Source organism: Endoryza foliicola, assembly GCF_050589245.1.
Taxonomy (GTDB): domain Bacteria; phylum Bacteroidota; class Bacteroidia; order Chitinophagales; family Chitinophagaceae; genus Endoryza; species Endoryza foliicola.
On the sequence record NZ_JBOBEW010000012.1, the window covers coordinates 1 to 21,440 of the forward strand.

Here is a 21,440-nt window from a genome sequence, read left to right on the forward strand (position 1 = left end):
AACAATGAAAGATTTGTGCGTTGCACTGTATTTGCCCAAAGCCTAAAGCCTAACGCCTTATACCCAAAGCCTTCTCCTCATAACTTAAAACTCACAACTTAGAACTGTAGCACAATGGATAGTATAATCTCGTTTAAAACGAGACGAAGCTCCAGATTCAGGTTCGATTCCTGACGAGGCTACTAGTTTTTTAACAATGTAAAATTTATACGTTGCACTGTATTCACCTAAAGCCTAAAACCTAAGGCCTAACGCCTAATACCTAATTCCTAACGCCTGTTTTACTAGAATTTGTTTTCTATTTGTTAATGAGGCCCATTTCTTTTATTCAAAGCGCTCCTTAAGTTCGTGATAAAGAATGTTTCAGAGAATCAATGATAACTTTGCTTTCTATTTGAGAGTTAATTCTTATCAATATAAAACTCTCAACAATTTATCGGTACATGAATGATTTCTATAACTAAAAAGAGAAACGAAGTGAAAAGATTGGTTTTGTTTTTTGGATTGTTTATTACTACAGTAGCTGCGCTTTCGCAGACTAAAGTTGTTGTTAAAACAGTAAGTTCAGGAACAGGTGATGTAGTTCAGGGTGTAAGCATCGCCTTGAATGGGAAATCGATCAAATCAACCGATGCGAATGGATTGGCCGTTTTGCAATTGGCAAATGAAAAATCAAAATTGTCGTTTTCTGCCGTAGGGTTCAAAACACAGGATACAACGCTTGTGGCCCCCTTTCCTGATACCTTGCTCATTCAAATGATCAGTGCACAAAAGGAATTGGAAGAAGTTACCGTTGTGTCTTCTACCCGCAACAACCAACGCATTGAAAATTCGCCGTTAAAGGTAGAAGTACTAGGAAGAGAAGAGATGGAGGAGGAGAGTACTATTAAACCCGCCGGTATTGCGAGCATTTTGGGAGACGTGAGTGGTGTTCAAATTCAACAGAGCAGTGCCATCAATGGAAATTCCAATGTAAGAATTCAAGGTCTTGACGGTAGATATACCCAAATCCTCAAAGACGGGATGCCTTTGTACGATGGCTTTAGTGGCGGCTTTGGTATTTTGAGTATTCCTCCCTTAGATTTGAAGCAAGCAGAATTGATCAAAGGCTCGGCCTCCACTTTATATGGAGGAGGCGCCATTGGAGGGTTGATCAATATCATTTCTCGTAAACCAACAGCGAAGCAGGAAGCGGTTTTCAGTATCAATCAAACCACTCTTAAAGAAACCAATTACAATACATTTCTTTCTCGCAAGGATAAAAAAGTGGGCTATACTTTTTTCGGTGGGTATAATTATCAGAAAGCGGTGGATGTAAATAAAGACGGATTTTCAGATCTGTCCGATTTAAAAGGCTTGGTGCTGCACCCGCGTTTCTTTTTCTATCCCGATCACAAAACCACGGTTGTTGTTGGGTATACAGGAACTTTTGAGAAACGAAATGGAGGTGATATGCAAGTATTGGCAGGTAAGGCAGACGCTACACATCAATACTTCGAGAACAATACCATCAATCGAAATAGTTGGGAACTGACGGCGCAGCGTAATTTGGCGAACAATCGCAAACTAGAGTTCAAGAGTAGTTTGAGTTCCTTTAAGAGAAGAATACTTAACAATCAAGTTGATTTTACAGGCCGACAAACTAACTACTACACCGAGCTTTCTGCTTTCTTACCACACAATGCAAACAATTTGGTGGTGGGTGTGAATGCTACGGGTGATCAGTTTACGAAACTCACCAATACAATTCCTCTGAATAATTTTCATAACAATACGGTTGGGGTTTTTGCTCAGGAATCAATCAACCTGCAAGAGCATACCAATATTGAAATTGGACTGCGCAACGATTATCATTTTACCTACGGAAACTTTATACTACCACGTCTTGCTATTTTTCATCGAATAAACGAACATTGGGCTACTCGTGCCGGTATTGGCTTTGGGTACAAAGCTCCGAATGCATTGGCCGCACAGAATACTGATTTTGAAATACAAAAGATCACGAGCTTGCCTTCTACAATAAAAGCTGAAAAGTCAGTAGGGTACAATGCTGAGATCAATTACAAAGTAGAATGGGGTGTAGGGAATGAGCTCTTTATCAATCAGGCTTTTTTTCTGACTCAGTTAACAGATCCTGTAGTACCAACGGCTGCTTCTAATGGAGATGTGAGTTTTCAAAATCAATCGAAACCAATTTTAACCAGAGGCTCCGATACCTATGTAAAAGCATTGGTACATGAGTGGGAGCTCTATGTAGGCTATACTTTTACCGTTGCAGAGCGAAAGTATTTAACTCAAAATCAATTCATACCGCTTACTCCCAAACATCGTTTTGCATTTACCATTGTGAGAGATTTTGAGGAAGAAGGATTTCGTTTTGGTTTAGAGGGTTCGTATAATGGATTTCAATACCGTGAAGATTATACGAAAACACCGGGTTATTTCTTTATGGCCGCTATGGTGGAAAAGAAATTCGGTTCCCATATTAGTTTGGTATTGAATGGAGAGAATTTACTCGATTACCGCCAAAGCAAAGTGGAATCCCTTTATACGGGTACGGTTACCAATCCTACATTTAAATCGCTTTGGGCTCCCATTGATGGACGGGTTTTGAACTTATCGATTCGATGGAAGTTTTAAAACTGATCAATATTCTGCCAACTATACGAACTGTTTTTGGTGAAATCTAAAATCATGTCTTGCATCGCATATACAAACGGTGTTTCGTTGGTTGTTGGGTCTACTCGAGAATTTAGCAACAGCGCCACACACATGCCATTGGCATTGCGCATGAAGGCAGTGCGTGTACCGGGCAAACTTCCGTAGTTGAACCACACATTTTCAGCAGTCCATATTCCAATACCACATGCATAACCGCTAAATACCGATGAAGGGGTGGTGAGTGCTGTTAAATTGGTGCTGTTCAAGATATCAGGGCGCGTAGTGGATCCGTCTATTGCCGTTACTAAACGGATAAGATCGGTTGCTGTAGTCATGAGTCCACCATCGGCATCTCTGCGAGGGAAGGCAATACTATAAACAAAGTTCAAATCGTTGCCTTGACCATAATACTTTACCTCCTTTGTTTTCTGCTCTGCCTCTGTTTTTCCACTCATCTCTGTTTGGGTGCCACCAATAGGTGCCATGATGTCTTCCTTTATGTAATTGATATACGTTTTACCTGAAATTTTTTCAATGATTCGCCCGGCGAGTACAAAGTTTACATTGGAATAATCGTACACTGTACCCGGTGCTTTGGGATTGGGGCGGGTTGCAAGCAACCAGTCGAAGAATTGTTTGTAGGTATAAGACGGATTTTGGTCAATTACATCGCCACCAGTACTGGCGCCCCAAGAGCCGCTAACATTTTGGAGTAAATGGCGAACGGTTATTTTTAAGAGATTCGCATTATAAGGAGCAGTGCCGTAGTCGGTACCCAATACACCACCTGCTCCAAATACTAAGGCATCAAGGTTTAGTTTGCCATCTTGAACCAACTTCATAATGGCCACGCCTGTAAAGGTTTTTGAAACACTAGCCAATCGGAAACGGTGTGCAGGGGTTACATCTTCGCCGGTGGCGGTATTAGCCTTCCCATAGCCTTTAACGTATACCAATTTCCCATTCTTTGTAATGGCAAGGGAGGCTCCTGGGATATTGTAGGAGCTCATAAACGTTTGCACTTTGCTATCTACTGCAGTGATATCAGTTTGCTTAACGGGCCCTGGATCGGGAGTAGGAGTAGGGGTGCTGTCACCCTTTTTGCAACTCAAAAAAGTGATGAGAAATACTGAAAGCAGTGTAGTAAGGCGCATAGTTTGACATTTAGGCTTCAAACCTCTCTTATTTCCCAAATCTGACCTATGGTCCATTTGGATAGTTTTTTTATCCGAACCGTACCTCTATATTTACGTAGTAATGTTGAAAATGATCGCTATCAGATCACTATACCTTATTCTACTGCTCTGTATCGGACTGAGTTCTCGGACCCAGTTTCCTGCTATTGACCTCATTCGCGATCGATTTTATCATGCTGCTACAGAAAAAGATCAACTCTCAGCCATCATTGAATTGGGTAGCTTTCGAAATTCACTTAATGCCGATACCGCAAAGCGGTATTTTACCTTGGGAAGAGATATTGCTGTTCGACTGAATGACACGCGAAGATTGCGTTGGGTTGAGTATTACTTGTTGGCAGGGGAATTAACAAAAGGAAATACCGACAGCGTGATTCCGAAATTGGAAGCCAACCCCATATTTCGCTTCTCTAAAAATGACGATCAAGAACTGTATTATAAACTACAATTGCTAAAAGCGAATGTGCTTAACCGTACCAATGAGAGAGTCAAAGCCATTGAAATGCAGTTGAGCTTGTTGGCAGAGGCTGAGAAAGATAAGAATGTACTAGCGCAAAGTTATCTCCGAAACTATATTGGAGCTAGTTATTTGAACAGCGGAAGGATCTATGAAGCCCACACCATGTGGTTGGAGGCGCTGGCAATGGTGGCCGGCAGTTCTGATCTAAAAATAAAGGAGATTGAAACCACGATTACCTCCAATCTTGCATTGTTTTATTTTCAACAAATAGACAGTACGCTCAATGCCCAGAAAACAGATAGTTTTCTTATGTTCAATAATGCCGTTATTGCAAACAGTAAGCAATATCATTTTTACTGGTTATTGCCAACGGCGCTCAGCTATCGAGGCGATTATTTTGGTCTTATTGGAGATCTCAAAGCCGGCGAAGCAGACTTTAAAGAAGCGCTTGCCATTCGGCAAAAGATTGGAGATCCGCTCTATACTGTTAATGATATGTTCCGTTTGGCAGGATTCTACAAATCACAAAAGCAATACGACAGTGCCATTAACGTATTGTTGCAAACCATACAATTGATTAAAAGGGCTCATTTGAAAGAAGCAATTATCAGAGTATATGGTCCGCTATCTTATTTGTATAAACAAAAAGGCGACTACAAATTGTACAGCGCTGCTTTAGAGCAATTTATTTTGGATGCAGATACTGCTATTCGCTTGAATGATAATGAGAAGATATCTGAATTGATGACCCGGTACGATCTTCAAAAGAAGGAGACTCTTATCGCTAATCAAAAAGCTGAATTGGCCAATCGTAATTTATACATTATTGCCAGCTTATTGGTGCTGGCTCTCACTCTTACTATTTTCTATTTCTACTTTAAAGAATACAAACGAAAGCAGTTTGCTCGAAACCAAGCTGCAGTTGAAGAAGCAGAGAACAAGGAGCGCAAACGCATTGCTGCTGAATTGCATGATAATATGGGAGTACACGCCAATGCCATTCTACACAATTCATCTTTACTTGAACAGGCATCATCAGAAAACGGCCCACTTATTCAAAATTTACAAGAAACAGCGCGAGAAATGTTGGGAAGTTTACGTGAAACAGTTTGGGCTTTGAAAGCTACAGAAGTAACTGCCACAGAAACATGGTTGAGATTGGTTACATTCATGCAACAAAACAAACGGAATTTCTCCGGTATTGGTTTTCAAATTACAGGTGCTGCACCTGAAACGCAATTGCTTACTTCGGTAAAAGCCTTGCATTTGATCATGATAGTGAAAGAAGCTGTGACCAATGCCATCAAGCATGCAAAGGCTGGTACGATTACTGTAAACAGTAGCTTCGATAAGGATTGGATCATTACAGTTGCTGATGATGGAAAAGGCTTCGATTTGCATTCAGAACAACTAAATATTGAAGGCAATGGTATTCAAAACATGAAGGATAGAGCTGCAGCCGGTGGATTTGAAGTGATCATCAAGAGTATTCAAGGTGTAGGAACAACCATAACACTAAAAATATAGTAGTCAGAACAAATGATCAGAATTGGGATTACAGATGACAAGGCTAATAACCGCGCTGTTATTCGAAACAAGCTCGAAAGAAATCAAGCTTTCGAATTGGTGTTGGAAGCGGTGAATGGTGAAGACTTTCTCCAAAAGATGAAATCGATGGAGGAAAGCAAACGTCCACATATTGTGTTGATGGATTTAGAAATGCCCTTGGTAGATGGTGTTACCGCCATTGCCACAGCATCAGTATTATATCCGCAAACCAAATATGTTGTGTTGACCATTTTTGATGATGACGAGCGTGTTTTTCAAGCCGTGAAAGCCGGTGCCTGCGGTTATATATTGAAAGAAGAAACAGCCGAGCGACTTCAAGAAATGATTACTACACTTTGGGAAACCGGCGCAGGGCCCTTGTCGCCATCGGTGGCCTATAAAATATTGCAGTTGCTACAGAAGCCCGATATCCCTAGACCTACTACCCAAGCAGATCAATTCCATTTAAGTGATCGTGAAAAGGAAATTCTAAAACTTCAAAGCGAAGGATTCGACTACAAAGAAATTGCAGCGAAACTTTTTATTAGTCCAAACACAGTAAAAAAGCATACGATCAGTATTTATCAAAAGCTGCATGTCAACAGCAAGGCGCAGGCTTTGAAGATAGCGTATACGAAGGGTTTGCTTTGATTAGATAATATGATTTCGTAAAGGAAAAGCCGCCTCACAAGGAGACGGCTTTGGAATGAGCACTAATGAACCGTTTGTATCTAGTGTTAATCCTTGTTTAGTTTCGTTATTTGTCCATCTGCTGTTTTTAAGAAGTAGATGCCGGAATTCCATGAGCCTGTATTCACATAGTTGCTTCCTGCTGTTAACTTCAAGTTCTGAATGATTCTTCCTGTAACATCTGTTATTTGCGCGTTTTGAATATTACTCCCAAAGAAATGACTGCCATGCTTGGCGTGAGCACTAAGACCATTCGAGGCATTCGCTTCCGACTCAAGAAGAAATTAGGGTTAGAGGGTGGAAGTGAAATAGAGCGATTGGCCCATGACATATAAAGGGCTGTGCACTCACGGTAAATACAATTCATCTACCTTTTAACTCAGTTCATTTCGAATCGCATTTTCTGTGCTGCTAAGGCTGTCTATGTTTGCTCCTAGTAAAACAATAGACATGAAACAAAAAATTAGCACGATTGCAATAGCTATTCTCAGTTTTTTTGTGATGGCATCTTGCGAAAAAGAAGAAACGAACGCAGTAAGTGATTGCGGAAAACCCGCTTCTGCAGCACCCGCCGGATTGGTCGGAAATTGGGCAAGTGGATACGCCTCCATGACTCAACTGGTAGACGTTTATAATGGTAAATATGTTGGGAACGCTTGGGTGAGTGGAAAGTTTTTCAAAATCACCAACAATGGAAAGGGAGCGGAGTTTTATTATTCTGCACAATCACAGTATGCACAAACGGCCACAAAGGCCACCGGTTCTATCTTCTTCGAAGCTGGATCTACAGCCACCGAAGGATCATTTATTTTTTCTCCATGTAATGCCCACTATAAAGGCTGGGGAAGTATTGTGGTAGATAGAGATGCTACTGCAACTGAACTCGAAAACAATTTAACCGCGCGCTATTACTACCGCTTAGATGGACAATGGCTTCGGATTCAGCCCAATGCACCGGTAAACGATTATTCAAGCAGTTTCAAATTGGTGAATTAAAACAAAGCATCCAAAAATCTATGTCAGACTCATCTGTCGATGGAATCTGATTTCTGTTCATTCTAAAACAAAGATTACTATACATGAAAAAACGTATTTATCTGTGTTGCCTTTTCTTCGTATTGTTTTCGAATATGAATCTTAAGGCCCAGAATCCTTTTGCTCATTCAAGGCAAATGCCTTTTAAAGTGACCATTTTCGCGGAAACAATTGGTCTTACCAATTTAAGTCGATTCTTTAAAAAGAGTGGCGTTGGAATAAAGGCCGGCACGGAGTTCTATTACTCTAATGGAAGTCGTCAGCAATTTTTTCAAACACTTAATGTTGGGGTATACCGACACAAGAATTATGCTTCCGCTTTTTTCTTGTCTAGTGAAGTAGGGTACCGCCATTTTTTCGGTCGTGTGTTTGCCGATGCAACACTAGGTGGTGGAGTTCAATTCTCCAATACTGATCTTCCAACTTACAGGCCATCGGGAGAAGGGTACGATAAAACCTCCGGTAGACTTATACGATTTATGCCGGTGATTGGTTTGGGTACGGGGTACCATTTCAATAAATCGGCTGTATTTGCACGTTATGAGTTGATGGGAGAAATGCCGTTTCGTTACAAAGGAATTCCCGTGCTCCCGCATCAAAGTTTTAATCTAGGTACTCAGTTTCGATTCTAATAAAAAACATTTAAAATGAAATTATATAAAATTGTATTGATTGCTTTACTAGCAATTTCTTGTAAAAAGGAGAATAGTATAAAACCTGATCCAATAGCTGATGTAGACTATAATGATCATCCGAAGCAAACGCAGTATCAGGCGGCACTCCACACCTACAAAGTTCAAACTTCCTCACCGGGAAGCATTCTTTTGGTAAGTCGTGAAAATGAGCGTTTGTGGATTGGATCCGATGGATTTTCCAATTTAGAATACAATACAGTTATGCGAAAAAACCATCAGTTTCGTGCTGCTAGTATTACGAAAATGTTCACCTCAGTGGTTATTATGCAATTCGTTCAAGAAGGCAAATTATCGCTTGATGCGAAGTTGAGTTCATTTGTTCCGAATCTTTCAAAGTATATCGACAATAGCAGTGCCATTACGATCCGTCATCTATTGGCAAACTTGAGTGGGATACCTGATCCGGTGAATGAAAGTATCGAATATCAAACAGATATATTAAACCATCCGGAAGAGATGGCTAAATTGAGTGTTGAGGCAAAGATCAAAAAGTACTTGAGTGGGAAGCCATTAAAATTCAGTCCGGGAAGCGAGTATTCTTATAGCAACACGAATTTCTTATTGCTTGGTGCTATTGCGGAAGAACTTGGTGGAAAAACCTTGAATGCACTTTTCAATGAACGTATTTATACGCCTTTGGGTTTAAAGAATACGTATTTGGAAATCCGTGATGATAAGAATGTATCGCGTAGTTATGCTGATATTTTTCAAAATGGTCAGGTAATGGATGTAACCCTGTTTGATAAAGCTGAAGGCGATGCTGAAGCAGATGGTGGATTGATCACTACAGCTGAAGATCTATTTCTTTTTATGAAAGGTTTGTTTAACGGTCAACTGGTATCTCCTTTACTCGTGAATGAAATGAAGAGAAAGCAGCTAAGCTCTTGTAATAGTACAGAATGTGAATACGGTTTGGGTATAGAGATTTGGAGAACCGGTGCAGGAATTGCTTATGGTCACAATGGAAGTTTGTTAGGGGTAGAAGCCAATACCCTGTTTTATCCAGATAAGAATGCTATCATAGTTTTGTACAAGAACAATGGAAACGGAAGTGATAAGGAGTTTTTGAGTGAGTTGGTGAAATAAAAAGAACAGGCCTGTTATTTTAACAGGCCTGTTCTTTAATACGTTGTTCGAGCATGTATATTAGTTCTGTTGCTGGCGGTATTCTTGAGGTGTGGCGCCTACGGCATTTTTAAAGAACCGGCTGAAATGCTGTGGGTATTTAAACCCTAGCTCGTATGCAATTTCGCTGATGCTTTTATTGTAGTCTACTATTTTTTCTTTCGCTAATTGAACAATTGCATGCTGTAGGTATTCCTGAGCTGATTTACCGGTTTCTTTTTTGACCAGATCTCCGAAGTAACTAGCAGAAAGGTGTAGTTCCTGAGCACAATAAGCTACGGTAGGAAAACCGATTGATGATAGTTTTTCCGAGATGAAATAGTTAGCAATTACTTCATCGAGTTTAGACATTACTCCTTTGTGAACATATTCTCTCGTTAGAAACTGACGGTCGTAAAAACGAAGGCAGTAGTCTAATAGCAATTCTATATTAGCAGCAATTAATTTCTTACTATGTTTATCGATGGTTTGTTCGAGTTCGTACTTAATTTTTGAAAAGCAATCGAAAATGATTTCTCTTTCTTTTTTTGATAGGTGAAGAGATTCGTTCGATTGATAGCTGAAGAAAGCATATTCTTTGATTCTTTTCGCTACAGGTGTGCCAATAATGAGGTCCGGGTGGAACACCAGTGCATACCCTTTCGGTTGATAGATTTCTCCCTTGCTGTTTACTCCGGCCGTTTGTCCCGGTGCCAGAAATACCAATGTGCCTTCTTGGTAATCATAGGTTTGACGTCCGTAAACAATATCTCCGCATTTTACTTCTTTTACAAAGATTGTATAGAAACCAAAATACATTTTCGAGCCACTACGAGGTGTTGCTTTTGAGAGATCAACAATACTGACCAGTGGATGCAAGGTTTCGTTATTGTTAAACACATTGTATTCATGTATGGTTTCGAATCGCTTAATGGGGTCCATAATGGATTGTTTTCTCATTAAAAGTACCTTATTCTTTTAAATGCAAGCTGTTGAACTACTGATTTCAGGAATATTGGTACAAGAATCAGGAAAATGTATACAGTTTTAGAAAGCCATGTAAGCGAGATTTGTAAAGTACGGGTAGCCTCAATTTAGTAATCCGAAAAGATAACAGATTTGAGTGCACATTCCGGAGATTGCTTTATACTTTAAAACTAATAAAATGAAATCTACATTATTTGTATTGTTCTTGTTTTTTGCTTTTGTAGGTGAAGCTATTGCCCAACAGCCACCAACAGAAACAATTAAAACGGCTGCAGAGCATAGTCCTGAGCAAAAGGAGTTAATAAATTTGTCCAAAAAGAAGTGGGATTGGATGAGCGAAAAAAACGTAGATTCTTTGGCTGTATTGTTTGCTGAGAAATCGATGTTCATCCACATGGGAGGCACGTGGGGCAAGGAAGTAGAACTGAATACCATTAAAACCGGAGGTATTTGGTATAAGAAGGCAGAAGTTTATAATGTGGTTGTGAATATGTTCGGCAATACAGCCGTTTTGTTGAATGATATTGATTTGGAAGCAGTAGTTGGATCTAATACTGTTACCAATCCTTTCATGGTTACAGAAGTGTATGTAAAAGAGAAAGGTCAATGGAAAATGGCTTCTCTTACTTTTTCTAGGTTGATGCGCCCAGTTAAGATGACGAAATAGTACATTGCAGTACATTCTACACCAATGCAAAATTGTCGCATGAATTCAAGTATTGTTCTGAATCGATTTTCTGTATTAGCATTTTATGCTGTTTCATTGTGCATGACTGCCTGCTCGGCTAAAAAAATGCAATCCGAAAAATCCGGTTTATACGTGGTTGACCAAGGCAGTTTTAGCATTGGAGGTACTGTAGTAACAGCGCCCGGCGTATTTGATCCAAACAATCCGAAACCGGACGGACAGAGCTATAGAGGGGATCACGGATATGTGTTTTATCAAATACCTGCACATGCTCGAAAATACCCCTTGATCATGTGGCATGGGTTCGGACAGTTTTCAAAAACTTGGGAGACCACACCTGATGGACGAGAAGGCTATCAGAATATTTTCCTACGCAAACAGTATGCTGTCTACCTTTTCACACAACCAAGAAGAGGCAATGCGGGTAGAAGCATGGTAGCGGGTTCAATAGCACCAACGCCGGATGAACAACAATGGTTTAGCACCTTTCGAATTGGAGTATGGCCCAATTATTTTGATGGAGTTCAATTTGCCAAAGACACCAATACACTTGATCAATACTTCCGATCAATGACACCGAATGTTGGTCTAATCGATATCACTGTTACTACCGATGCGGCGTCTGCTCTGGTAACGAAAATTGGCCCTGCTATTTTGGTGACGCATTCTCATTCCGGTGGCATGGGGTGGTTAACGGCAGCTAAGAATGCTCAAGTAAAGGCAATCGTTTCCTATGAGCCCGGCAGTGGATTTTTATTTCCGGAAGGTGAAGTGCCTGAACCCATCGTATTTACTGGAGGCAGTTTGCCAGCTTCCGCCGTGTCAATGAGTGATTTTCTGAAGCTCACAAAAATTCCCATTATCATTTATTATGGAGACAATATTCCAACGGTACAGTCACCCAATCCGGGTCTCGATGGTTGGAGAGCTCGACTTCAAATGGCGCGCAAATGGCAAGCACTGGTAAACAAATACGGTGGTGATGTAACCATTGTTCACTTGCCAGAAATAGGCATCAAGGGCAATACCCATTTCCCTTTTTCTGATTTGAATAATGTGGAAATTGCAAACTTGATGGAAAAATGGTTGATAGAAAAGAAGTTGGATTGAATTCTTTTTCGAATGATAAAGATAAAATGACGAATGGACTATCTTTAGAACTTGATTTCAATGCTTGCGTATGATATCTCCTGAATTCATGTATGGGTTTATCCCTGAAAAGCAATCGAAGTATTTTCTTTCCATTATTCATAAAATTGGAAAAGAGCGAGTGGTGAAGAAAGGTAGTTCCATTATTCGAAATCAGTCTCATCCTACTTTCTTCTTTTATATTGTAGAAGGCACATTTAAAACCTCCATCGTAAAGAACAATAAGAGCTATGTACTCGGATTCACTTTTACCGACGATGTCGATTGTTGCCCAACTTCCCTTTTAAAAGGATTTGCAAATAATTTTACTATTGAAGCGGTGCAAGATAGTACTGTGCTTATTTGTGATTTGAAGGATTTTAAGAAAGCTTGTACCCCTGATAAATACACGCTCATCACAAATAATATCATGGCAAATTACATTTCAATCTTAGAAAATCGGTTGATTGAAGTGATGTCTCTTACGGCAGAAGAAAGATACCAGCAGTTGTTACAACTGCGTCCAGGTTTACTTCAAGAAATTTCGTTGGCACATATAGCTTCGTATCTGGGTATTACCAGAGAACGTTTGAGCAGAATTCGAAGTAAATACAAAGATTTGACCTAGGTCACATTCATGTGTTTGCCTGCTCCATAATTTGCATTGAAAGGAAACCGACCATCGTTTACTCGGTTGCAAATTGATATGAAAACTCGTTTGATCATTCTACTGCTTCTTGGTTTTTTAAATGACGCCTATCCGCAATCTTTATTAAAAGCAGCCGATTCTATTCGAAGGCACTATGATATTCCGGAATTGAGTTATGCGGTTGTTCGAGCAGACAGTGTATTCGAAATGGCTGCACTTGGAAGACATTCGATCTTACTTCCGGATACCGCTACCTTAAACGACCGCTTTCATCTGGGATCAAATACCAAGGCCATGACGGCTTTTGTAATTGCTAAATATGTGGAAGAAGGAAAGCTCAAGTGGACAACCAAGTTTTTTGATCTTTTTCCGGAATGGAAATTTCAAAGTGAACGCTATTATCGAAACATTACCTTACTAGATTTATTAACACATCGCGCCGGTATTCCTCCATTTCAAGGTGATCAAGATCCTGTAATTCCAAATTTTCAAGGCGACAATGCCCACAAACGTTACTTGTTTGCAAAATTTGTATTGAAGCAAGCGCCTGAGAAGCCATCTGCGCAGCATCCGTTCGTTTACTCCAATGCAGGGTACACTTTAGCGGCTCTAATGGTAGAGAAAGTGACCCAGATGTCTTGGGAAACATTAATTAAAAGGGTATTCAATCAAGACCTGAATCTTAACGTTGGTTTTTCTTGGCCCGATAATCAAACTACGAAGGATACATGGGGTCATCGCACCAATGATGGCATCATGAAGCCTTTAGGTTCTCATCAAATGTACCACCTCGACTATACAGAGCCGGCAGGAGATATTAATATGACAATGCCCGATTATGTTCGGTTTATTCAACTCAATCTCAAAGGGCTTTCCGGGTCCGACGCCTACCTTAAAGCCTCCACCTATTTCTTCATACATAATTGCCGACCGGCTTACGCATTAGGATGGTTTAATATAGTGGAGGGCGATAACATTTTCTCATCGCATTCAGGTACCGGTGATTTTACTTATTATTCCATTGCTCAAATTGATCGCAGAAAAGGTCTTGCATACATCGTTTTTGCTAATGCCTACAATGAAGCTACTTTAGAGGGTGTTCGGATGCTGATGCGGAAAATGAAAGAGTCCAATTGATTTAAAAAATTCCACCTACGGTTTGTGATCTTGCTTTTTCATTCTGATATTTGTTCTTACCATGAAATCATTTCTTTTTATTAGCACTTTATTGTTAGCAAGCTGTTTTATTGCCAACGCACAAGACACTATTTGGGTCAATAAAACAGGAACGGTTGTTTCCGTTAAAGATTCTGCGTTTAGCTTTATTATTAATTACAAAGACCCCCAAGATACCCAACGGGTAAAATCGGTGTACCACGATATGAAGGGATCAGTTACAGGCGAATACAACTATTATCCCTACACCCCTAAGAAAGTGTTGAACGGAACCGCCAAACGATATATAGATGGTAGATTAATAGAAGAGAAAAATTATAGTGACGGTCAATTGAATGGCCTACTCTCTACATTTTGGGAGTCTGGAGTAGTTAAGCGCAAAGATGTTTATGAAAAGGGCAAGATGGTGAACGGGCAATGTTTCAGTTCTACGGGTGCCGATACTGCTTGGTTTGAATATGAAAAGGCAGCCAGTTTTCCGGGTGGTGTAGATAGTTTGAGGAAGTTCATTGTTCGAAAGTTTGACTACCCCGTTGAAGCGAGACGCCTGGGCTTGCAAGGAACCGCGAGAGTTCAATTCATTGTTAATAAGGAGGGCGCTATTGAAGAACCAACTGTAATCAATAATATAGATCCTATTCTTGCGAAAGCAGCCATTGAACTCGTGAAAAAAATGCCGAAATGGACTCCAGCTATTATGGATGGAAACATTGTGAAAATGTACTTCGTATTGCCGATTGTATTTCGCATGGCTGATTAAGTAGGTTAGAATGAAAGTCTCTATCTCAAATTTTCTATCATAAAAAAAGGGCAACAAGAAAATTGTTGCCCTTTTGTATTCTAATTGGTTTCTCTTTTACGCTTCGCAGCTCACACAGGTCACCAAATTCGTCACAAGCTCTTTTGAAACACTTTGACTTCTTTGGTAGTAGAGCGATTTGATGCCCAATTGCCAAGCTTCAATGATCAACTTGTTTACATCTCTTACCGGTAAGTTTGGCGGGATGTTCAAATTCAAGCTCTGGCCTTGATCTACAAATTTCTGACGGATCGCAGCTTGTTGGATGATCTCCAATTGACTGATCTCTTTGAAAGTCTTGAATACGTCTTTCTCTTCTTTAGTCAATTCAGTCATGTGTTGAACACTTCCGTGATTCAACATAATGCCTCTCCATACGTCTTCCGTATCCAATCCTTTTTCTTCCAATAATTTCTTGAGGTATTTGTTTTGTCTCATGAAATTTCCTTTAGCCAAACCTGCTTTGTAGTAGTTGCTGCTGAAAGGCTCAATACCGGGAGATGTCTGACCTAAAATAGCAGATGAAGATGTAGTAGGAGCAATGGCCATGGTGGTGGTATTGCGACGACCGTATCCTTTCAACACTTCAGGTTCACCGTAAATACGAGCGAGGTCAACCGTTGCTTTGTCGGCCTTGTCGCGGATATCACGGAAAATAAGTGAGGTCAATTGTTTAGCTCTCAAACCTTCAAACGGAATCATGTTCTTTTGAAGATAGGAATGCCAACCCAACACACCCAAGCCTAAGGCGCGGTGTCTTTTCGCGAAACGATTGGCAGCGGCTAAGTAATGATTTCCTTCTGTTTTTGCAATGAACTCTTGAAGAACAGCGTCGAGGAAGAAGATGGCCAAGCGAACAGCATCGGTATCTTTCCACTCGTCGTATAATTCCAAGTTCATAGACGATAAGCAGCAAATAAAGCTTTCATCGAAATTAGATGGAAGCATGATCTCACTACATAAATTACTTGCGTTGATGGTGTAGTTGAGGTCTTTGTATACTTGCGGTTTTTCTTTGTTAACGTTGTCGGTGAAGAACAAGTAAGGCAAGCCTTTCTGTTGACGGCTTTCCAATACTTTCGCCCAGATCTCTCTTTTTGCTGCATCACCATCAATCATGTCTTGCATCCAATAGTCGGGGATACAAACAGCGTAGAAAAGGTTTTGAATGGGGTGACCAATGCTCTTGATCTTCAAGAATTCTTCGATATCCGGATGGTCGATGTCTAAGTAAGCAGCGAATGCTCCGCGACGCACGCCACCTTGAGAGATGGTATCCATAGCGGTGTCGAACAAACGCATGAAGCTAACGGCTCCACTGCTTTTACCGTTGTCGGTAACGGCGCTACCGCGACCTCTCAATCCACCAAAATAACCGGAAGTACCTCCGCCAATTTTGGTTTGCATGATCACTTCGCCCAGTTTATGTGTAATGCCTTCGATATTATCGGGCATGTCTACGTTAAAACATGAAATGGGCAATCCTCTTTCGGTACCCATATTGGCCCAAATAGGAGAGCTCAAACTCATCCAACCGCGTTCAATCATTTCGCGGAAGGCATCGGTTAGTTCAGGTTTGTACAAGCGTTGTGCTGCTGCTTTACAAATTCTTTCAATGGCACCATCGAGGGTTTCACCTTTCAGCAGGTACCCGCGGTTGAGCATTTGCTCACTTTCTTCGTTTTTCCACCAGAGTTTTTCAGCACGAGGTGCTTCTTGGATAAGTGGCGGCGTTGCAATATCTACCATGTCTATGCTTGAATTGAATGGGTGTACTAATTAAAATAGGTCGTTAGCGGTGATGCTCTTGTCGTGTTTGGTATAATCAACCGGACGTTTTGCGAAGAAATCATCCAAGCTGTTGGCGAACACTTCTTCTTCAAACCATTTCATTGGCGCATACTGACTGCCGCTGATGAAGAATTGTTCAGGGAAACCGATTTTCACCAAACTCTCGTCTACTCTGAATTTGATGAAGTTCAACAAATCAGCTTTGTTGATAGAATTGATTTCTCCTTCTTGGAAGATCCAATCAATAATCATGCCTTCAATTTCAATGAAGTCGGTTACAAGTTGTACCGTTTCATTGATGAGGTTTTGATCGATCAGATCAGGATATTCTTCTCTCAATTTATTGATGAGGTAGATACCGGCGTTAGCGTGCAATTGTTCGTCAACTGAAGTCCAAGCAATGATATTGCTCACGTTCTTCATCAAACCTTTGAAGCGAGTGAAAGAAAGTACCACTGCGAATTGACTGAACAACGATACGTTTTCGATGAGGATCGTGAAGAGGATCAAAGAAGTAACGTATTCTTTTTCGTTCGAAGAGTTTACTTTGCTCAGGGCTTTTGATAAGAATTTCAAGCGCTCTTTTACTACAGGCACTTCGATGAGTTTTTCGAACTCGTCGTTATACCCCAATACTTCCAACAATCTTGAGTAAGCTTCTGAGTGGCGGAATTCACATTCAGCGAATGTGGTTCCGAGGCCGTTCAATTCAGGTTTTGGAAAGTGGTGGTACAAATTACCCCAGAAACTTTTTACCGACACTTCAATTTGCGCGATGGTAAGCAAGCTGTTTTTGATCGCTGTTTTTTCTGCGTGGTTGAGGTGCGAATGAAAGTCTTGTGTATCTGCAGTGAAATCTACTTCTGAGTGTACCCAGAAAGATTTGTTGATAGCCTCTGTGAATTTGAGTACTTCAGGATACTCAAAAGGCTTATAGTTGATTCGTTTGTCAAATAATCCCATGCGATGTATAGTTGAGTGGTTAGTGCTTATTGTTTTCCTGTGTGACCGAAGCCGCCGGCGCCTCTATCGGTGTCGGTGAGTGCTTCTGCAACAATCAATTGTACGGATTCTACTTTTTGAAATACCATTTGAGCGATGCGATCACCGTTGTTTACGGTAACAGCCTCGTTCGACAAGTTTACCAAGAGCACTTTCAATTCGCCTCTGTAATCGGCGTCGATCGTGCCTGGTGAATTCAGCACGGTAATGCCTTGTTTGAAGGCGAAACCGCTTCTGGGTCGGATCTGTGCTTCGAAACCTTGTGGGATTTCGAGGAAGAGTCCGGTTGGAATCAAGATTCGCTCTAGCGGCTTGATGCTCACCGGTTCTGTTAGGTTCGCGCGAAGGTCCATTCCTGAAGAGCCGGTAGTGGCGTATTCCGGAAGTGGGTTCTCGGAGCGATTTATCGTTGCTATTTTAATTGTTTGCATGATGTTCAGTCAGTTTTACTACTACTGATAAATGATTTTTTCTTAGGGTTTTGGATTGGTTCAGGGATTGTTAGGGGGCTGAAAAGTTGCACAGATGGGGTTTCCGCGACTATCAGTACCACACTTTTCCTCCGAAAGCATTGCTACACAAAGGTTTGATACGGCAGGTCTTCTGACTCACTCCGTTGTTTTACGCCTTCCCGTTTTTACACAGTGGCTGAAGAAAAACAAGGTTTGGGGAGAATACAGCTACGGGGATAGTCCGGGATTTACACCAGGTTCCCTTTTAATCCCGCAAATGCGGAAACCATATCACGGTAAAAGTAGGAACAGAATGGATTTGGAGGGGAAGTTGTTATTCACGGGGTGTTGAAAAATAGATGGGAAATTTGCAACAATGCGATGGCAGTGGATTTTGTAGAAAAAATCAAAACATGTATAATAATGTTTATATGATTGGTCGATTTTTTTTGTTGAAGATTTAGGGAAAGAATGGGCTCAATTTTGAGGCAAACCTGTACTGGTGTAACTGCTTGGTGGTGAAGACTTTTGGTTCACCGCGAAGGACGGGGAGAGCGCAAAGCGGTTGCTGAGGGGGTTGGCATTTTCCGTTTTCAATCGTTTTTAAACTTGCTTTGATTATTTCGATTGCTTATGCGGCTTTAAAATCATACGTTCTTATGGCATCCAAGCTAGCCCCCTTCTCTTTACGTTCCTCCTCCAGGTCATAGTCGTCTTGCAGGCCGAGCCAGAATTTTGCGGAATTACCGAAATATTTAGATAAGCGTAGCGCGGTATCTGCAGTAATACGACGATTACCCTTCAAAATCTCCGAAATGCGGGTTTGAGGAATGTCAAGGTCTTTGGAAAGCCGATAAGCAGAAATGCCCAAGGGTTGGAGAAACTCCTCAAGAAGTATTTCACCAGGATGTATATTTTGCAGCTGTGCCATAATCAATTTATTTAATGATAATCAAGAATTTCTACTTCAAACGCATTACCCGAGTTCCACTTGAAAATAATCCTCCATTGATCATTAATCCGGATACTGTAAAAAGCCTTGAATTTACCGGATAACTTCTCCAGCCTGTTCGCTGGTGGTATGCGCAAATCGTTCAAGTTGATGGAGTTATTGATCATTCTCAACTTCCTTCTTCCTGTTTGTTGTATGTCATTCGGAATCTTTTTTACCCTAACACCTTGCCAAATCTTCTCTGTATCGGTATTTCCAAATGAAACTATCATAATAACGTATTGCGTTAGTAACGTCAAAAGTAAGCATTTTTTTGAAAAGCAAAAAAGTGCAGAGAGGAAACTCTGGGAGCGAGCTTTAAAGCGAGTATCCAATTGTAAAGAAGCGAAGCTGCGCTAGAATAAAATCTGAGTTATAAGTTTTAGGTTATTTAGTTTTTAAGTTATTGCATTGAGAAGATTTTCTCGCCTACCATTACGCCATTAGCATATCTCGTATTTTAAGCCGAAGCGCTGTGTATGGCCACAAACTCAAAAACTAAATCACTCAAAAACTGCATCAAAAGTGACTCTTCTCTGACAACCCGTTTTGAGGTTCCTCTCTCGCTCATCTGCTTCGCAGTTTCGCTCGTTCGGAATGACATAGCAATTGATTATATAATGCTCGATATTTTTCGTGGACCCTGGGGGGCCCACTCAAAATATCGGTTGGAGGAATCGCTTGGTGAGAAAATTAAACTTTCATATCGCGTCAACACACATTAACTAGAATGTCATGTAATGTTTGAGACCCTTTATTTCAATAGCACAACACGTTAGCTCTTTAATTTACCCTTGATATTCTGTGATACTCATCTCAACTGTTTGACTTTGGCAACCAAACAATGAGTTGCATTTTCGTAAATTCAGCAATTAGTCAAAACTTGTTTTTTTGCCTAAGGTTACTGCAAACCTCCGGAAATAGGCTCTGTTTGTTGTATCGCTTAACTTAACCTTGCGATCTTCTTCAAAGTCTTCTTTTGTGAATTGGCTCTTAAAGCACTTATTGGCTTCCAGTCCTGCTAATTCTTCTTCTTGCGAATATCTTATTTCAACATTGATGTATTTAGGGTCCATGATTCCTAGTCCTGCTTCTTCGGGAGCATTATCTTTTGTCCATGCAATGTAATAAAGCGGATATTTTTGAACCCAGTCATGCTGCAATAGAACTTCAGTAACGGCACCACCCACTACGAGATGCTCGGCATGATGGGTATCTCCGTCTGGTCCGAAGGTTATGATAAAGTCTGGATTTATGGATGGGATTCGTTGTGTTAATGAATCTCTCAATTGTTTGTGATTGTTGAAATAGTTTCTAACACCGTTTTTAGTGTCCAGTCTGTCTATTCCAAAAAAGATCGGATGATCAATACCCAACTTATCGCTACTGCATCTGGATTCTTCTCTCCGAATGCCGGCCAAAGAGTCGCCCTCCGATAATTTCGGATCTCTTGTGTAATATTTTCCATCAGTAGCACTGATAAGAACAACTTTGTATCCTTTTCTACCAAACTGGAAAAGCACTTCACTAATAGACATTTCATCGTCGGGATGAGCAAAAACAACCAAAACCGTTTTTTGAGCTTTGTCTTTACGCAAATTGAATGACGAAATAATTGGTAGCAATATCAGGACGAATAAGAGTTTTGTTAAGTTGGAAGTCATGATGTTACTAGTTTAAAGTATGAAAGTTTCGACCAAGTATTGCGCCTAATGAGTAAGCGTGCCTGAGAGCTGAAATTATTGATTTGTGTGCTCAGGAACTGAAGCCGACCTCTTACGGTCATGGTTTCGTGATTATATACTGGTATTGAAGGTAAGAACTAAAAGCCATATTGAATTCGGTTAGCCCCGATATAAGTTACTAGTGTCACATTTATTTATAGTTCTTCCTTTAGCAAGCCATACCCAGGTTTTTTCGAAAATCGAAAGTTCTCTTATTTATTAATCTACTTTAACCATGCAAACCATTTCTGTATCCGACTTATACCATTCTATGCAAGGACTGTTTTGGTTTGGTCTAGCATCTTTCAATAGTTCATGAAAAACATCTTTTATCGAATTCGTTTTGCTTAGCCAGTTGAACACAGTAATGGTGCGGTAGTTGCCTTTTTGTATTTCCAGTTTTTGGTAGTTTTCAGCTAACTGATTATCGGCGGGAAGCTCAGTTGTCATTGCATAGTATTTGATCGTTTCGTTTTCATCAAACCAACTAATACCATAGTAAGACCGCTCCTGACCAAATGTATTGTACAGAATATCGAAACTATCTCCAATTCCATTAGGAAATGTTTTTACTTCAAAGCCGATTAAATTAAGGTCGGTAGGTAGAGAATAGTGTTCCATTTTAATTTTTCTACAAAACTATAAATAGGGTAATAGACTGAAA

22 protein-coding genes and 1 riboswitch are annotated in these 21,440 nt (G+C 40.5%); of the genes, 12 read left to right on the forward strand and 10 right to left on the reverse strand.

What is annotated here, in order from left to right:
* The first annotated feature begins 477 nt into the window (after positions 1–477).
* Positions 478–2,640: a TonB-dependent receptor gene (locus ACQ2HE_RS19305; protein ID WP_430901629.1), complete on the forward strand. Its 2,163-nt coding sequence runs from the start codon at positions 478–480 to the stop codon at positions 2,638–2,640.
* Here the strand turns inward: ACQ2HE_RS19305 and ACQ2HE_RS19310 are convergent.
* The gene (locus ACQ2HE_RS19310; protein ID WP_430901627.1) at positions 2,637–3,872 is read right to left on the reverse strand and encodes a serine hydrolase domain-containing protein; all 1,236 of its coding nucleotides are present in this window, start codon (positions 3,870–3,872) and stop codon (positions 2,637–2,639) included. The genes ACQ2HE_RS19305 and ACQ2HE_RS19310 overlap by 4 nt on opposite strands.
* A gap of 46 nt (positions 3,873–3,918) precedes the next feature.
* On the opposite strand from ACQ2HE_RS19310, the gene ACQ2HE_RS19315 reads away from it, so the two are divergent.
* Both ACQ2HE_RS19315 and ACQ2HE_RS19320 read left to right on the forward strand, forming a co-directional pair.
* The gene (locus ACQ2HE_RS19315) at positions 3,919–5,844 is read left to right on the forward strand and encodes a tetratricopeptide repeat-containing sensor histidine kinase (RefSeq protein WP_430901624.1); all 1,926 of its coding nucleotides are present in this window, start codon (positions 3,919–3,921) and stop codon (positions 5,842–5,844) included.
* A gap of 12 nt (positions 5,845–5,856) precedes the next feature.
* On the forward strand, positions 5,857–6,516 hold the full coding sequence (locus tag ACQ2HE_RS19320; protein WP_430901622.1) for a response regulator transcription factor: 660 nt from the start codon (positions 5,857–5,859) through the stop codon (positions 6,514–6,516).
* Between the two features lie 86 nt (positions 6,517–6,602).
* On the opposite strand, the gene ACQ2HE_RS19325 is transcribed toward ACQ2HE_RS19320, so the two are convergent.
* Complete coding sequence (locus ACQ2HE_RS19325; protein WP_430901620.1) at positions 6,603–6,710, reverse strand: hypothetical protein; 108 nt, start codon at positions 6,708–6,710, stop codon at positions 6,603–6,605.
* Positions 6,711–6,752: 42 nt separating this feature from the next.
* Between ACQ2HE_RS19325 and ACQ2HE_RS19330 the strand changes: the two genes are divergently transcribed.
* From ACQ2HE_RS19330 to ACQ2HE_RS19345, 4 genes are all read left to right on the forward strand, one after another.
* On the forward strand, positions 6,753–6,890 hold the full coding sequence (locus tag ACQ2HE_RS19330; RefSeq protein ID WP_430901618.1) for a hypothetical protein: 138 nt from the start codon (positions 6,753–6,755) through the stop codon (positions 6,888–6,890).
* Between the two features lie 115 nt (positions 6,891–7,005).
* Positions 7,006–7,551, forward strand: a complete 546-nt coding sequence (locus ACQ2HE_RS19335) for a hypothetical protein (protein ID WP_430901616.1) — start codon at positions 7,006–7,008, stop codon at positions 7,549–7,551.
* Between the two features lie 83 nt (positions 7,552–7,634).
* Positions 7,635–8,222, forward strand: a complete 588-nt coding sequence (locus ACQ2HE_RS19340) for a hypothetical protein (RefSeq protein WP_430901614.1) — start codon at positions 7,635–7,637, stop codon at positions 8,220–8,222.
* Between the two features lie 15 nt (positions 8,223–8,237).
* Positions 8,238–9,371 (forward strand): serine hydrolase domain-containing protein, encoded by a 1,134-nt coding sequence (locus tag ACQ2HE_RS19345; RefSeq protein ID WP_430901612.1) that lies wholly within the window; start codon positions 8,238–8,240, stop codon positions 9,369–9,371.
* A 60-nt stretch (positions 9,372–9,431) separates the two neighbouring features.
* Here ACQ2HE_RS19345 and ACQ2HE_RS19350 read toward each other — a convergent pair whose 3' ends face one another.
* Positions 9,432–10,331, reverse strand: coding sequence for a helix-turn-helix domain-containing protein (locus ACQ2HE_RS19350; RefSeq protein ID WP_430901610.1), 900 nt, complete (start codon positions 10,329–10,331; stop codon positions 9,432–9,434).
* 223 nt (positions 10,332–10,554) lie between these two features.
* Between ACQ2HE_RS19350 and ACQ2HE_RS19355 the strand changes: the two genes are divergently transcribed.
* From ACQ2HE_RS19355 to ACQ2HE_RS19375, 5 genes are all read left to right on the forward strand, one after another.
* A complete protein-coding gene (locus ACQ2HE_RS19355) occupies positions 10,555–11,043 on the forward strand; it encodes a nuclear transport factor 2 family protein (protein WP_430901608.1) in 489 nt (162 codons plus the stop codon).
* A gap of 39 nt (positions 11,044–11,082) precedes the next feature.
* Complete coding sequence (locus tag ACQ2HE_RS19360; protein ID WP_430901606.1) at positions 11,083–12,174, forward strand: alpha/beta hydrolase; 1,092 nt, start codon at positions 11,083–11,085, stop codon at positions 12,172–12,174.
* Between the two features lie 70 nt (positions 12,175–12,244).
* Positions 12,245–12,820, forward strand: coding sequence for a Crp/Fnr family transcriptional regulator (locus ACQ2HE_RS19365; protein ID WP_430901604.1), 576 nt, complete (start codon positions 12,245–12,247; stop codon positions 12,818–12,820).
* A gap of 78 nt (positions 12,821–12,898) precedes the next feature.
* Entirely contained in the window at positions 12,899–13,978 is a 1,080-nt protein-coding gene (locus ACQ2HE_RS19370) for a serine hydrolase domain-containing protein (protein WP_430901602.1), read from the forward strand.
* A gap of 61 nt (positions 13,979–14,039) precedes the next feature.
* The gene (locus ACQ2HE_RS19375; protein ID WP_430901600.1) at positions 14,040–14,777 is read left to right on the forward strand and encodes an energy transducer TonB; all 738 of its coding nucleotides are present in this window, start codon (positions 14,040–14,042) and stop codon (positions 14,775–14,777) included.
* A 96-nt stretch (positions 14,778–14,873) separates the two neighbouring features.
* On the opposite strand, the gene ACQ2HE_RS19380 is transcribed toward ACQ2HE_RS19375, so the two are convergent.
* The 7 genes from ACQ2HE_RS19380 to ACQ2HE_RS19410 all read right to left on the reverse strand — a co-directional run bounded on the left by ACQ2HE_RS19380 (position 14,874) and on the right by ACQ2HE_RS19410 (position 21,397).
* Positions 14,874–16,565 carry a ribonucleoside-diphosphate reductase subunit alpha gene (locus ACQ2HE_RS19380; protein WP_430901598.1) on the reverse strand — a complete coding sequence of 564 codons (1,692 nt, stop codon included), beginning with the start codon at positions 16,563–16,565 and terminating at the stop codon, positions 14,874–14,876.
* Between the two features lie 30 nt (positions 16,566–16,595).
* Positions 16,596–17,570, reverse strand: a complete 975-nt coding sequence (locus ACQ2HE_RS19385) for a ribonucleotide-diphosphate reductase subunit beta (RefSeq protein ID WP_430901596.1) — start codon at positions 17,568–17,570, stop codon at positions 16,596–16,598.
* A gap of 26 nt (positions 17,571–17,596) precedes the next feature.
* Positions 17,597–18,040: a dUTP diphosphatase gene (gene dut / locus ACQ2HE_RS19390; RefSeq protein WP_430901594.1), complete on the reverse strand. Its 444-nt coding sequence runs from the start codon at positions 18,038–18,040 to the stop codon at positions 17,597–17,599.
* A gap of 145 nt (positions 18,041–18,185) precedes the next feature.
* A riboswitch (cobalamin riboswitch) is annotated at positions 18,186–18,367 on the reverse strand.
* Between the two features lie 325 nt (positions 18,368–18,692).
* Positions 18,693–18,992 carry a HigA family addiction module antitoxin gene (locus ACQ2HE_RS19395; protein WP_430901592.1) on the reverse strand — a complete coding sequence of 100 codons (300 nt, stop codon included), beginning with the start codon at positions 18,990–18,992 and terminating at the stop codon, positions 18,693–18,695.
* 11 nt (positions 18,993–19,003) lie between these two features.
* Entirely contained in the window at positions 19,004–19,285 is a 282-nt protein-coding gene (locus ACQ2HE_RS19400) for a type II toxin-antitoxin system RelE/ParE family toxin (RefSeq protein ID WP_430901590.1), read from the reverse strand.
* A 639-nt stretch (positions 19,286–19,924) separates the two neighbouring features.
* Positions 19,925–20,716, reverse strand: coding sequence for a PIG-L family deacetylase (locus ACQ2HE_RS19405; protein WP_430901588.1), 792 nt, complete (start codon positions 20,714–20,716; stop codon positions 19,925–19,927).
* 279 nt (positions 20,717–20,995) lie between these two features.
* Positions 20,996–21,397: a hypothetical protein gene (locus tag ACQ2HE_RS19410; RefSeq protein WP_430901586.1), complete on the reverse strand. Its 402-nt coding sequence runs from the start codon at positions 21,395–21,397 to the stop codon at positions 20,996–20,998.
* Positions 21,398–21,440: the final 43 nt, after the last annotated feature.